The sequence below is a fragment of the Streptomyces sp. NPDC005899 genome (genome assembly GCF_040629645.1).
GTDB lineage: Bacteria > Actinomycetota > Actinomycetes > Streptomycetales > Streptomycetaceae > Streptomyces.
Map to the genome: position 1 here is coordinate 1 of NZ_JBEXWB010000185.1, position 12,297 is coordinate 12,297.

13 protein-coding genes are annotated in these 12,297 nt (G+C 71.8%); 2 read left to right on the top strand and 11 right to left on the bottom strand.

Features of this window, described 5'->3' with window-relative positions; all coding sequences use genetic code 11:
- Positions 1-117 precede the first annotated feature (117 nt).
- Positions 118-1,923, bottom strand: a complete 1,806-nt coding sequence (ggt, locus tag ABZ371_RS20255; protein ID WP_358681416.1) for a gamma-glutamyltransferase — start codon at positions 1,921-1,923, stop codon at positions 118-120.
- Between the two features lie 515 nt (positions 1,924-2,438).
- Positions 2,439-3,008: a PadR family transcriptional regulator gene (locus tag ABZ371_RS20260; RefSeq protein ID WP_358681419.1), complete on the bottom strand. Its 570-nt coding sequence runs from the start codon at positions 3,006-3,008 to the stop codon at positions 2,439-2,441.
- A gap of 124 nt (positions 3,009-3,132) precedes the next feature.
- Between ABZ371_RS20260 and ABZ371_RS20265 the strand changes: the two genes are divergently transcribed.
- A complete protein-coding gene (locus ABZ371_RS20265; protein ID WP_358681422.1) occupies positions 3,133-3,528 on the top strand; it encodes a nuclear transport factor 2 family protein in 396 nt (131 codons plus the stop codon).
- Between the two features lie 241 nt (positions 3,529-3,769).
- Here ABZ371_RS20265 and ABZ371_RS20270 read toward each other — a convergent pair whose 3' ends face one another.
- The 5 genes from ABZ371_RS20270 to ABZ371_RS20290 form a co-directional block, all read right to left on the bottom strand.
- The gene (locus ABZ371_RS20270; protein WP_358681425.1) at positions 3,770-4,654 is read right to left on the bottom strand and encodes an amino acid ABC transporter permease; all 885 of its coding nucleotides are present in this window, start codon (positions 4,652-4,654) and stop codon (positions 3,770-3,772) included.
- Positions 4,651-5,295 carry an amino acid ABC transporter permease gene (locus ABZ371_RS20275; RefSeq protein WP_358681428.1) on the bottom strand — a complete coding sequence of 215 codons (645 nt, stop codon included), beginning with the start codon at positions 5,293-5,295 and terminating at the stop codon, positions 4,651-4,653. Before ABZ371_RS20275 ends, ABZ371_RS20270 begins: the two co-directional genes overlap by 4 nt.
- A gap of 13 nt (positions 5,296-5,308) precedes the next feature.
- On the bottom strand, positions 5,309-6,223 hold the full coding sequence (locus ABZ371_RS20280; protein WP_358681431.1) for a glutamate ABC transporter substrate-binding protein: 915 nt from the start codon (positions 6,221-6,223) through the stop codon (positions 5,309-5,311).
- Positions 6,224-6,234: 11 nt separating this feature from the next.
- The gene (locus tag ABZ371_RS20285) at positions 6,235-6,978 is read right to left on the bottom strand and encodes an amino acid ABC transporter ATP-binding protein (RefSeq protein ID WP_358681434.1); all 744 of its coding nucleotides are present in this window, start codon (positions 6,976-6,978) and stop codon (positions 6,235-6,237) included.
- A 101-nt stretch (positions 6,979-7,079) separates the two neighbouring features.
- Positions 7,080-7,541 carry a DUF6278 family protein gene (locus tag ABZ371_RS20290; RefSeq protein ID WP_358681436.1) on the bottom strand — a complete coding sequence of 154 codons (462 nt, stop codon included), beginning with the start codon at positions 7,539-7,541 and terminating at the stop codon, positions 7,080-7,082.
- A gap of 104 nt (positions 7,542-7,645) precedes the next feature.
- Between ABZ371_RS20290 and ABZ371_RS20295 the strand changes: the two genes are divergently transcribed.
- Entirely contained in the window at positions 7,646-8,425 is a 780-nt protein-coding gene (locus ABZ371_RS20295) for an SDR family oxidoreductase (RefSeq protein WP_358681438.1), read from the top strand.
- A gap of 117 nt (positions 8,426-8,542) precedes the next feature.
- On the opposite strand, the gene ABZ371_RS20300 is transcribed toward ABZ371_RS20295, so the two are convergent.
- The 4 genes from ABZ371_RS20300 to pcaC form a co-directional block, all read right to left on the bottom strand.
- Complete coding sequence (locus ABZ371_RS20300; protein ID WP_358681441.1) at positions 8,543-9,298, bottom strand: Clp protease N-terminal domain-containing protein; 756 nt, start codon at positions 9,296-9,298, stop codon at positions 8,543-8,545.
- Between the two features lie 73 nt (positions 9,299-9,371).
- Positions 9,372-10,151 carry an exodeoxyribonuclease III gene (locus ABZ371_RS20305; RefSeq protein WP_358681444.1) on the bottom strand — a complete coding sequence of 260 codons (780 nt, stop codon included), beginning with the start codon at positions 10,149-10,151 and terminating at the stop codon, positions 9,372-9,374.
- Between the two features lie 142 nt (positions 10,152-10,293).
- Complete coding sequence (locus tag ABZ371_RS20310) at positions 10,294-10,941, bottom strand: MBL fold metallo-hydrolase (RefSeq protein WP_358681447.1); 648 nt, start codon at positions 10,939-10,941, stop codon at positions 10,294-10,296.
- 12 nt (positions 10,942-10,953) lie between these two features.
- A complete protein-coding gene (gene pcaC, locus ABZ371_RS20315; RefSeq protein ID WP_358681450.1) occupies positions 10,954-12,231 on the bottom strand; it encodes a 4-carboxymuconolactone decarboxylase in 1,278 nt (425 codons plus the stop codon).
- Positions 12,232-12,297 lie beyond the last annotated feature (66 nt).

Consider the following 12,297-nt stretch of genomic DNA (forward strand, 5'->3'; position numbering starts at 1 on the left):
GCGGACCGGTCGGCACCGGGCCGAAGATGCCGCGGGCGCCCCACCGGAGGCGGCGAGGCGGGCCCGGCGCCACCTCCGGCGGGCGCGGCACTCGGCCGCGTCACCCACGCCGCACGGTCACGGACGGCCGCTCGGCCGCACCACCATCGCCGAGCCACCTCCCCTGCGCACCTTCTCGGCGGCCGCCAGCCAGCGCCCGTCCGGCAGGCGCTGCACACCTGTGGCCGCCCCGATCTCCGGGTTGGCCTTGAAGACGTGGCCCAGGGCCTCCAACTGCCCGCGTACCGGGCTGTCCCACAGGCCCGGCTCGATCTCGGTGGCCGCCGAGTTGCGCTGACTGGCGCGCGGCGCCGCGATCGCCTCGACGAGCGGCAGGCCGCGGTCCACGTGGCCGATCAGCGACTGCAGCACGGTGGTGATGATCGTCGCGCCACCCGGTGAGCCCAGCGCCAGCACCGGCCTGCCGTGCTGGAGCACGATGGTCGGCGAGATGGAGGACCGGGGGCGCTTACCCGGGCCGGGCAGGTTGGGGTCGTGCACCGACGGGTCGGCGGGTGCGAAGGAGAAGTCGGTCAGCTCGTTGTTGAGCAGGAAGCCCCGCCCCGGCACGGTGATGCCGCTGCCGCCCGTCGACTCGATGGTCAGGGTGTACGCGACGACGTTGCCCCACTTGTCGGCGGTGGTCAGGTGGGTGGTGTTCTCCCCCTCGTACGTCGTCGGGGCGGCCTTGCCGCCCGGCGCGCAGCGGGCGGGGTGGCGCGGATCGCCCGGCGCGAGCGGACTGGTGAGGACCGCGTCGTCCTTGATCAGGCACTCGCGCGAGTCGGCGAAGCGCTGACTCAGCAGCCCCCTCGTCGGCACGTCCTCGAACGCCGGGTCACCGACCCATCGCCCCCGGTCGGCGAAGGCGATTCGGCTCGCCTCGATGAGGCGGTGCAGGTACCGCGCCTGGCTCGCCTTCGACAGGTCGGTGGACTCGAGGATGTTGAGCGCCTCGCCCACGCTGGTACCGCCCGAGGACGAGGGCGCCATGCCGTAGACGTCGAGGCCCCGGTAGCCCACCACGGTGGGTGCCCGGTGCAGGGCACGGTAGGCCTTCAGGTCCTCGGCCGTGAGGTCGCCGGGACGCACCGCACGGGCCGCGTCCGGGTCGACGGGCGGCTTGCGGACCGTCGACACGATGTCGCGCGCCAGCTCGCCCCGGTACAGCTCGTCGACGCCCTCGCGCCCCAGGGTCGCGTAGGTGCGGGCGAGGTCCGGGTTCTTGAACCGGGAGCCGACCACCGGGAGCCGGCCGCCCGGGAGGAAGAGCTCGGTGGAGGCCGGGAAGTCGGCGAACCGTGCCTGGTTGCCGGCGGTCTGGGCGCGGAAGGTGTCGTCGACGACGAAACCCTCGCGCGCCAGCCGCTCGGCGGGCCGGAGCAGCGTGCGCAGCGGGGTGCTGCCCCAGGCGTCGAGGGCCTTGTCCCAGGTGGCCGGGGTGCCCGGTGTCCCGACGCCGAGTCCGCTGGTGACGGCGTCGCTGAAGGGGATCGGCCGGCCCTGCTCCAGGAACAGCGAGGAGTCCGCGGTGCGGGGTGCCGTCTCCCGCCCGTCGATGGTCTGCACGGTGTGCCTGCGCGCGTCGTAGTAGACGAAGTAGCCTCCGCCTCCGACGCCCGCCGAGTAGGGCTCGGTGACACCCAGCGCCGCCGCAGTCGCCACGGCCGCGTCGACGGCGTTCCCTCCCTTGCGGAGCACCTCCACGCCGGCGGCCGACGCGTCCGCGTCGACACTCGCCACCGCTCCCCCGTACCCGACCGCCACCGGTGACTTGGGGGGCGCCGCGGAGGGGGCCGCCGCCGCGGGGGCCGCGGCACCGAGCGAGCCGATGACGGCGAGCACACTCAAGAACGACACATTCCGGCCTGCGGAACGACGCATCCGTACCTCCAGTGAAGTTGCGTCCGCGCAGGGTAACCCCGCATCAGGCGCATCGTCAGGACCGCCTCGTCAGCTGCCCGCAGGACCTCCGGGCACGCACGGGCGGGCCGGTGGCGTACGCGATGCCGTGCCGGGGGCCATGGTCTCCGGCACGGCATCGCGCTGTGAGCGCCGCGGACACGGTCTCCGGAGCACCGGCGTCCAGGCCGGGGCCGGGCCCGGGGGCGGAACGTGTTGCGCGCCCTGCTTCGACGGGCCTCGCGCCGGGCCTCACGTGCTGTGCCGTGGGCGGTGGCCGGGCATCGTCGGCGCCATGGTCCGCCGCGCACGGTGACGTCGGCGGGTGGCGAGTGCGCGGCCGGCCACCGCCGGCCTCTCCGCCCCACCGCGCCGCCACCTCGGTGCCGCCGCCGATGCCCTCGGCGTGTGTCACGGAAGTGGCGGCGTGGAGAGGCTGGTTCGGCGTCGGTCCGGCGGTGCTCCCACCTGCGTGCGCGAAAGCGTCCGGCCCTCGGTCAGGGGTGGTCCGTGGCCGCGGCGCGGGTGTCCACGACGGCCAGGACCCGTCGGCACCAGTTCAGGTTCTCCTCCTCGAAGGAGATGCCCCGCAGGAGGGCGAGATAGGGGCCGACGCGCTCGGCGTGGCGGAGGTGGTCGTCCTCGGTACGGCCGTCGAGGAGGCGGGCACGCAGGCGTTCGTAGCGGTCGAGCTTCGCGCGGGCCCACTGCGCGCGCTCTTCGACGAACTCCCGTACGACATCGGGTCCGACCTCGTCCATGGCGGCGACCTTGACCATGAGTTCGTCCCGGACGGTGCCGGGCTTCGGGCGCTCGGCACCGAACGCGCGCAGGGCTGCCCACCCGGCCTCGGTCAAGGCGAACAACCGCTTGTTGGGACGGCGTTCCTGCTCCACGACGCGTCCGGCCAGCAGGCCGTCGGCCTCCATCTGTGCCAGCTCGCGGTAGAGCTGTTGCGGGGTGGCCATCCAGAAGTTGGCGATCGAGGCGTCGAAGGTCTTGGCGAGGTCGTACCCCGACGCCTCACCTTCCACGAGAGCGGCGAGCACCGCGTGACGTAGGGCCATGCCCGGCATGTTAACGCACGCCGATACTCACTTTGTTGACTAGTCACCCCTGGACAGCCGGTGGTGCGGGTACCTACGCTCCTCCACGTAAGTACTCAACGAATTGACTATCGAAGGAGGACCCGTGGGCGCGTTCCGCAAGGCGGTGGAGGCCGGAGACCACTCGGCGATCGAGGCACTGCTCGCCGACGACGTGGTGTTCACCAGCCCCGTCGCCTTCGCCCCGTACCCGGGCAGGCCGATCACCGCGGCCATCCTGCGCGGCGCCTACCGCGTCTTCGAGGACTTCCGCTACGTACGGGAGCTGTCCGGTCCGGACGGCCGCGACCAGGCCCTGGTCTTCGAAGCCACGGTCGAGGGCCTCGCCGTCACCGGCTGCGACTTCCTCCACTTCGACGAGGAGGGCCGCATAGACGACTTCCAGGTGATGGTCCGCCCGCTCTCCGCCGCGAAGGCCCTGTCCAAGGCCATGGGCGAGCAGTTCGACCGCATCACGGCGGAGGCCGCGGCGGGCTCCTGACGCGGGGCGGCACCGGCGGAGGGCGGGTACCGCGCCACTGGCGCGGTACCCGCCCTCCGTGTCGTGCCTGCCCGTCGCCGGGCTCACCCGGGACACCGTGGCGCCGGGCCCCGGGGTTCCTCCGGCGCGCACCGTCCGGCTCGCAGCTGACCTTCTCCCCTCCGCCGCAACCGGTGTTCCGGTCCGGACGGCGGGAAGTGATCCCCGGCTGCCGCCGTGCGGGGCACGGCCCGGCGTACGGTCAGGCCCGGGGCTCCCGTGTTCCCGGCAGGAGGCTGCGCGGTGCGGCCGGGTCGACGCCCACCGCCTCCGTCTTCGGATTGCGGCGCTGCCGCCTGGCCAGCCAGGTCGCGAACCAGGAGAGCAGCATGCACATCCCGATGTAGATGGGCGAGATCACCATGACCACGGGGATGAACGGCAGGTCGTAGTCGAGGTTCGAGGCGATCAGCTTGCCCGCGTGGAGGAATTCCTCGTAGGTGATCAGGAAGCCCAGGGAGGTGTCCTTCAGGGCCACCACCAGCTGGCTGATGATGGTCGGCATCATCGCGCGGACGGCCTGCGGGGCCAGGACGTAGGTGGTGACCTGCGTCTTGCGCATACCCAGTGCGTACGCCGCCTCCCGCTGGCCCCGTTCCACGGAGTTGACACCGGTGCGGAAGACCTCGGCGAGCACGGACCCGTTGTAGAGGGTCAGCCCGGCCACCAGAGCCGGCAGCGGCTGCACCTTGAGGGCGACGAAGATGAAGAAGATCATCACCAGGACGGGCATGGCCCGGAAGAACTCGACCAGCAGCGTGGAGACCCAGCGCACCGGCCGGTGCACGGAGAGCCGTCCGACGGCGAGCACGGCCCCGAGTGCCAGGGAGAGCACAGCCGCGTACGCGAAGGCCTTGAGGGTGTTGCCGAGTCCGCGCAGCAGGAGTTCCTGGATCCCCTTGTAGGTGAAGGGGTTCCACTTCGCCGCGGTGAACTGGTCGGTGTCGAAGAGCAGGTACAGCAGCCAGCCGAGGGCCGCGAGGATGGCGACGGTCGAGACGACACCGTAGGTGAAGTGGCGCCTGCGCGTGACGGGCCCCGGGATGTCGTACAGGGCGCTGCCGGCGGCGGGGGCGGAACGGGTCATCGGGCGACTCCCCAGCGCTTCTCCATCAGGTTGAAGAGCGCACTGATGGCCAGGGTGATGATGAGGTATCCGACGGCGATCCAGACGAACGACCAGATGATGCTGTAGCCCAGTTCGTTGAGGGTCTTGTAGGTGCCGAGCAGCTCCGTGACACTGAACGCCCCGGCGATCGCCGAGTTCTTGGCGAGCGCGATGAGCGTCGACCCGACGGGCGGGATCACCGACCGGAAGGCCTGCGGCAGCACGACGTTGCCGAGCGTCTGCCCGAAGGACAGACCGAGGCTGCGGGCCGCTTCGCCCTGGCCCGTGGGCACGGTGTTGATGCCGGCGCGCAGGGCTTCGCAGATGAAGGCCGAGGTGTAGCAGCCGAGGGCGAGGACCGCGAAGACCTCGAAGGGCAGTACCAGACCGAACCGGGGCAGCCCGAGCAGCACCGCGAAGAACAGCAGGGTGAGCGGGGTGTTGCGGAGCACCGCGACCCACACCGTGCCGATCACCCGGAGCGACCCGACGGGCGCGACCCGGAAGGACGCCATGACGAAGCCGAGTGCCAGGGCGAGGAGCGAGGAGTAGACCGTCAGCTCCAGGGTGCCGAGGAAGCCTTCGGCGTAGAGCGAGAAGTTGTCCGTCAGTACATCCATGGTGGCCGGCCCCTCAGTTCGCCGGGTAGCGGTCGATGGGCGGCGGTGTCGGCGCGGGCACTCCGGAGAGTCCCAGGGTGGCTTCGAACGCCTTCTTCCAGTTGCCGTTCTTCTCGTTCGCCTCCAGTGCGTCGTCGAGTGCGAAGCGCAGCGCGTTGTCGGCGCGGGGGACGCCGATGCCGTACGGCTCCTCGGAGAAGGGCTTGCCGACGACCTTCATCTCGTCCGGGGCCTTGGCCGCGAATCCGAGCAGGATGGCGTCGTCGGTGGTGACGGCGTCCACCTGGAAGGTCAGGAGGTTGTCGACGCAGATCGAGTAGGTGTCGTAGGCGACGAGCTTCGCCTCGGGGTGGTCGGCGGCGATGCGCTGGTACGGGGTGGAGCCGGCGGCCGAGCAGACGGTCCTGCCCGCCAGGTCCCGGGGTCCGTGGATGTCGTTCTCGTCGGTGCGCACCAGCAGGCCCTGGCCGGCCATGTAGTAGGGGCCGGCGAAGCCCACGAGCTTCTTGCGCATGTCGTTGATCGTGTAGGTGCCCACGTAGTAGTCGATCTGGCCGTTCTGCAGGGCGGTCTCGCGGTTGGCGGAGGCGATGGTCCGGAAGCGGATGGTCCGTGGTTCGAAGCCGAGGGACGCCGCCGTCATGCGGGCGATCTCGATGTCGAAGCCGGAGAAGACGCCGGTGGCCGGGTCCTTCTCACCCAGGTAGGGCTGGTCCTCCTTGGCGCCGACGACGAGGTAGCCGCGTTTCTCGGCCTTGGTCCACGTCGTGGACCCGGGGAGCCGGAAGCCGGTGTCCACGGTGTAGTGGGGCAGCTGCTCCGCCCTCGGCCCCTTGACCGGCGGGCTGCCCTCCCTGCCGCAGCCCGCGGCGAGCGCGGCGAACAGGAGGCCCGACAGCAGGGCCGCGATGTTCCTCGTACGCAACACGGTGCCCCCTGTCAGTGCTTGAGGATCTTGGACAGGAAGTCCTTGGCGCGGTCGCTCTCCGGGGCGGTGAAGAAGTCCTCCGGAGTGCGGTCCTCGACGATGCGTCCGTCGGCCATGAACACCACGCGGTTGGCGGCGGACCTGGCGAAGCCCATCTCGTGGGTGACGACCACCATGGTCATGCCCTCACGGGCGAGCTGCCGCATGACCTCGAGGACCTCGTTGATCATCTCGGGGTCGAGCGCCGAGGTGGGTTCGTCGAAGAGGAGGGCCTTCGGGTCCATGGCCAGGGCCCGGGCGATGGCGACGCGCTGCTGCTGCCCGCCGGAGAGCTGGGCGGGAAGCTTGTCCGCCTGGGAGGCGAGCCCGACCCGCTCCAGCAGCTCCCGGGAGCGCCGGTCGGCCTCCTCCTTCTTCCGCCGCCGCACCTTGAGCTGGGCGAGCGAGACGTTGGCCAGCACGGTCTTGTGCGCGAACAGGTTGAACGACTGGAAGACCATGCCGACTTCGGCCCGCAGCTGGGCCAGGCCCTTCCCCTCCTCCGGGAGCGGCCTGCCGTCGATGGCGATGCGTCCCGACTCGATCGTCTCGAGTCTGTTGATCGTCCGGCAGAGCGTTGATTTGCCCGATCCGGAGGGGCCGATGACCACCACCACCTCCCCGCGGCCGACGGTGAGATTGATGTCCTGCAGTACGTGCAACGTCCCGAAGTGCTTGTTGACGTCCCGCAGCTCGATCAACGGATCGACGGCCATACGCTGCCCTACCCACTTTTCGCTGTGTCGAGGTCAGCGCAAACTATCCAGGCCTGGCACGCGCTTCGGAGCCGACACGCACCAACAGCTCATAAGGCTGTTTATCGCGTTTTGCCGATCGGGCCGCTCTCGGCCGACTCCGCGTACATCTCGGACAGCTCGGGGCTGCCGGTCATCGCCCAGTCCAGACCGGCCGCGACGACGTCGATCTCGCGCCCCGAGGCCAGGCGCACCACGGGTTTCCCGCCGGCCAGGATGTCCCACGCGGCACCGGGGACGGTCCGCACGAGAACGGTGCCGAGGTACAGGCCGGCGTCGTTGCCGAGCCAGGGCAGCTCCTCCGGGTCATCGCGCCACAGCGGCGGCAGCTGATCGAGCGCGGACAACGAGGCGGGGGCGTCGTCGAGTTCGAGTCCGCACTGCGCCGCGCGGACGCGGAGGAGCTCGCACTCCGCGAGCAGTTCGGCCACGCCGTCCGGATCGGTCTCGACGGCGGCCGCGAGAGCCACCCCCCGCGTACCGCCCTGGCGCTTAAGCCAGTTGTCCAGGAAAGGGATGTTCATGCCACAAGGGTCCCATCCCGGACGCGGTCCGCACCACAGGGCACGGCAGCCGTTCGGGAGGACCCGCGGCCGGGGGGCCGGTAAACCCCGTCTACGCTGCGGGAATGACGTCGCAGAACTACCTCTCCGAACTCTTCTCACTGGACGGCCGGGTCGCCGTGGTCACCGGCGGCAGTTCCGGCATCGGGCGTGCCGTCGCCGGGGCGCTCGCACACGCGGGTGCGGGCGTCGTGGTCGTCGCGCGCCGGGAGGCGGAGCTGGAGCGCACCGTCGCCGAACTCACCGCCGAAGGCTGCCGGGCGGCCTGGGTGAGCGCCGACCTGGGGAGCAGCGACGGCGCGCGGGCGGCCGGCGACGAGGCGGCCGCCGTGTTCGGGGAGCCGGACATCCTGGTCAACTGCGCGGGCGTCAACCTGCGTCCGCCGATGGGTGAGTTGGACGAGGACGTCTGGGACACCACGATGGCGGTGAACCTCAAGGCGCCCTACCTGCTCGGCCGGCGCTACGGTCCGGGCATGGCCGAGCGGGGGTACGGGCGGATCATCCACATCACCTCGCAGCAGGCGCACCGCGCGTTCGTGCAGAGCGGGGCGTACGGGGTGTCCAAGGGCGCGCTGGAGTCGCTGGCCCGCTCACAGGCCGAGGCGTGGTCGCCGTACGGCGTCACCTGCAACACCCTCGTGCCCGGGTTCGTGATGACGCCGCTCAACGAGCGGCTGTCGTCCGACCCGGAGAAGGTGGCGGCGCTGGCCTCGCGCACGATGGTGGGCCGCAACGGCCTGGCCGGGGACTTCGCGGGGGCCGCGGTCTTCCTGGCGAGTGCCGCCTCGTCGTACGTCACGGGGCAGTCGCTCTTCGTCGACGGCGGGTTTTCCGTGCACTGACCGGCCCCCGTCCCGCACGGCGCCGCGCACCCCCCGGGAGCGCGCGGCGCCGTCACGTGCGGGCGTCCGGGCCCAGGGCCCGGGCCGCCCTACGGCGAAGTACGGTGCCGCCCGGCCCTATCGGCCGGCCGCCTCGCTCCGGGCGGCGGCCTCGCTCTCGGCGGCCACCGCTTCGGTGACGGCCCGCGAGGCCGTCTCCTTGTCGATGCCGAGGCCCGTGAGCACACCCGCCCCGCTCTCGAACTCCAGCAGGGCCAGCAGGATGTGCTCGGTCCCGACATGGTTGTGCCCCAGCCGCAGGGCCTCGCGGAAGGTGAGCTCCAGGACCTTGCGCGCGTCCGCGTCGTACGGGATCAGGTCGGGGACGGCGTCGGCCGGGGGCGGCAGCACGCGGGTCACCGCTTCGCGGACGGCGTCCGGGGTGACCCCCTGGGCGACGACCACCCGCGCGGCGACGGCGTCCGGCTCGCCCAGGAGCCCCAGGACGAGGTGCCCGGTCCCCACCTCGCCGTGGGAGGCGGCTTGGGCCTCGTTGTGCGCGCCCATCACGACGTTGCGGGCCTGTTCGGTGAACCGGCTGAAGCCCTGCCCGGGATCCAGGTCGGTCGGCTCGTCCGGCTTCTTGGGCACGAAGCGCTTCTGGGCGGCCTGCCGGGTGACACCCATGCTCCTGCCGATGTCCGTCCAGGACGCGCCCGAGCGTCGCGCCTGGTCGACGAAGTGCCCGATGAGGTGGTCGGCGATCTCGCCGAGATGGTCCGCTGCGACGACGGCGCCGGAGAGCTGCTCCAGTGCGTCGGTGTGCGTCCGCTTGATCGCCTGGATCAGGTCGTCGAGACGGATGGGAGGGTCGGCCGCGAGAGGCTTGGTCATGAGGCAACCTTAGGTTGACACCTCTGGGGCGTCAACCCTCGGTTGACACTTCGATCCTCGACACGGGCGGTGGTCAGAGGTCGAGGTCCACGACCACCGGAGCGTGGTCGGAGGCGCCCTTCCCCTTGCGCTCCTCACGGTCGACGTAACTGTCCTTCACGGCTGCCGCGAACGGGGCGTTGCCCAGGACGAGGTCGATCCGCATCCCCCTGTTCTTCGGGAAGCCCAGCTGGCGGTAGTCCCAGTAGGTGTACGGGCGGTCGTACTTCAGCGGGCGCGGCATCACGTCGGACAGGCCCTCGGCGTGCAGAGCGGCCAGCGCGGCCCGCTCGGCGGGGGTGACGTGCGTCGCGCCCACGAAGAGGCTCGGGTCCCAGACGTCGTCGTCCGTCGGCGCGATGTTGAAGTCGCCGAGGACCGCGAAGGGCGGCGCCGCCGCCGCGTCGGCGGCGACGGCCTCCTTGAGGGCCTCCAGCCAGCGCAACTTGTACGTGTAGTGGTCATGGCCGACCTCGCGGCCGTTCGGCACGTAGACCGACCAGACGCGGGCCGGGCCGCAGGTCGCCGAGACCGCCCTCGGCTCCGCCACACCCTCGTACTCCGGGCCTCCCGGCAGCCCCGCGACGACGTCGGTGAGGCCGACCCGGGAGAGCACCGCCACGCCGTTCCACCGGCCCGTGGCGTTGACCGCGCTCTCGTAGCCCAGTTCGCGCAGCGCCTCGGTAGGGAACTGCTCAAGCGTGCACTTGGTCTCCTGGACGCACAGCACGTCCGTGCCGCTGCTCTCCAGCCAGGCGAGCAGCCTGGGGAGGCGGGCGGTGATCGAGTTGACGTTCCAGGTGGCGATACGCATGGATCCCAACCTAGCGGCTCCCACCGACATCGATACGTCCGGCGGGTCGACGGCAGGCGGCACCGTCCCGGACGGGCCTCCCGCCGCGCTCCCCCGGGCCGGGGGACGCACCCCCGGGCCGGGAGGGCCCGGCCGCGCCACGTCAGAGGCGGGAGGCGTCGCCCGGGGTCATCCGGCTGTGGTCCGCGCCTCCGAGGCCGCCGATCTGCGCGTCGTAGATCGGGCGGGCGAGGTCGGTGAGCAGTGCGTCGTGGATGTCGATCGCCCGGCGCGGCTTCACCTCCCGTACGTAGTCGATGACCTCGGAGATCTTGTTCCAGGGGGCCATCACCGGCAGCATCAGCGTGTCCACCGGCCGGTCGGGCACGGTGAGCGCGTCCCCGGGGTGGAAGACCGAACCATCCACCAGGAAGCCGATGTTGGTGACCCTGGGGATGTCCGGGTGGATCACGGCGTGCAGTTCGCCGTGCACCTGCACCTCGAACCCGGCCGCCGAGAAGGCGTCACCGTGACCGACGGTGTGGACCCTGCCCGGGAAGGCCGCCGACAGCCGCTCCGCCACGCTGCGCAGCGTCCACAGGTGCACCGCGGGGTCGTGCTCCAGCCCCGCGCGCAGCCGCGCCTCGTCGAAGTGGTCCGGGTGCTCGTGGGTCACCAGGATGGCGTCGGCACCGACGGCGGCGTCCTCCTCGGAGAAACCTCCGGGGTCGATGACGAGCGACCGCCCGTCCCGCTCGAGACGGATGCAGGAGTGCTTCTTCTTCGTGAGGGTGAGAGACGAGGCGTTCATGCCACCATCCTGCTACGCGGGCGGGGTGGTTTCCTCCTGGATGACGGACTGCGCGACGGTGAACGCCGCACCGGCGGCGGGAATGCCGCAGTAGACGGCGGTCTGGAGCAGCACTTCCTTGATCTCGGCGGGCGTGAGCCCGTTGCGCAGCGCGGCCCGCACGTGCTGGGCCAGGCTCCCCAGGTGTCCGGAACCGACGACCGCGGCGAGCGTGACACAGCTGCGGGCCCGGCGGTCGAGGCCCTCCCGGGACCAGACCTCGCCCCACGCGTAACGGGTGAGGAGGTCCTGGAAGTCGTCGGTGAAGGCGTCGGACGCAGCCGTCGCGGCGTCGACATGGGCGTCGCCCAGCACTTCGCGCCGGACCCTCATCCCACTGTCGTACCGGTCGCGGACACCGGCGGCGGCGTCGGGAGCGGCGGGTGCGGAGGCGATCTCGGCCACCGGCACCACCGGGACGAACGAGGCCGTGCCCCCCTGCGAGGGTGGTACGGGGATGGCCGCCAGGGTGTCCTGCCAGGACGTCGAGAAGTGCATCAGGAGCAGGTCGGTGACGGCGCCCGGCTGCTCGACCGGGGCGAGGTGCGAGGCGCCGGGGACCAGGGCCAGCCGGGCGTCCGGGATGCCGGCCACGAGCGTGCGGGCCTCCGCCGGCCCCGTGACCGTGTCCTCGGCGCCGACCAGGACCAGGGTCGGCACACCGATACGGGGCAGCTCCGCCCTGATGTCGAAGGCGGCCAGGGCCTCGCAGGCGGCGATGTAGCAGCCGGGGTCGGTCGTGCGCACCATCTGGACGGACCACTCGACGATGGCCGGCTGCGCGGCGGCGAAGCCGGGGGTGAACCAGCGTTCCGGGACGGCGCGCGCGATCGGCTCCAGGCCGTTGCTGCGGACCACCACCCCGCGCTGCCGGAACTCGTCGGCACTGCCGAAACGCGGGGAGGCGGCGATCAGCGCGAGCGAGGCCACCCGGTGCGGGTGCCGCAGGGCCAGGACGGCACCGACCGCGCCGCCGATGGAGCAGCCGGCGTAACCGAACCGCTGGACGCCGAGGCTGTCCAGCGTGGCGAGCAGACGGTCGGCGAGGTCCGCGACGGACGTGGCCGGGTGGGCGGGGGCGCCGCCGTGGCCGGGCAGGTCGTACCGGAACACCCTCCAGTGCTGGGAGAGCTCGGGTATCTGCCGGTCCCACATGTGCCAGGTGGTGCCCAGGGACGGTCCGATCACCAGGACCGGGGCGTCGTCCGGGCCGTCGAAGCGGTACTGGAGCAGCCCCGGCCCCTGCGGCACGGGTGGCGTCCGTGCCCCGGACGGGCCCTGCGGTGCCGGGGCCTCCTGTGCCGGCCGGCCCGCGTG

Excerpts from the sequence above, each read along its gene's own strand:
- ggt (WP_358681416.1), bottom strand. The coding sequence starts at position 1,923 with ATGCGTCGTTCCGCAGGCCGGAATGTGTCGTTCTTGAGTGTGCTCGCC.
- ABZ371_RS20260 (WP_358681419.1), bottom strand. The coding sequence starts at position 3,008 with ATGGCCCTACGTCACGCGGTGCTCGCCGCTCTCGTGGAAGGTGAGGCG.
- ABZ371_RS20270 (WP_358681425.1), bottom strand. The coding sequence starts at position 4,654 with ATGACCCGTTCCGCCCCCGCCGCCGGCAGCGCCCTGTACGACATCCCG.
- ABZ371_RS20275 (WP_358681428.1), bottom strand. The coding sequence starts at position 5,295 with ATGGATGTACTGACGGACAACTTCTCGCTCTACGCCGAAGGCTTCCTC.
- ABZ371_RS20285 (WP_358681434.1), bottom strand. The coding sequence starts at position 6,978 with ATGGCCGTCGATCCGTTGATCGAGCTGCGGGACGTCAACAAGCACTTC.
- ABZ371_RS20290 (WP_358681436.1), bottom strand. The coding sequence starts at position 7,541 with ATGAACATCCCTTTCCTGGACAACTGGCTTAAGCGCCAGGGCGGTACG.
- ABZ371_RS20295 (WP_358681438.1), top strand. The coding sequence starts at position 7,646 with ATGACGTCGCAGAACTACCTCTCCGAACTCTTCTCACTGGACGGCCGG.
- ABZ371_RS20300 (WP_358681441.1), bottom strand. The coding sequence starts at position 9,298 with ATGACCAAGCCTCTCGCGGCCGACCCTCCCATCCGTCTCGACGACCTG.
- ABZ371_RS20305 (WP_358681444.1), bottom strand. The coding sequence starts at position 10,151 with ATGCGTATCGCCACCTGGAACGTCAACTCGATCACCGCCCGCCTCCCC.
- ABZ371_RS20310 (WP_358681447.1), bottom strand. The coding sequence starts at position 10,941 with ATGAACGCCTCGTCTCTCACCCTCACGAAGAAGAAGCACTCCTGCATC.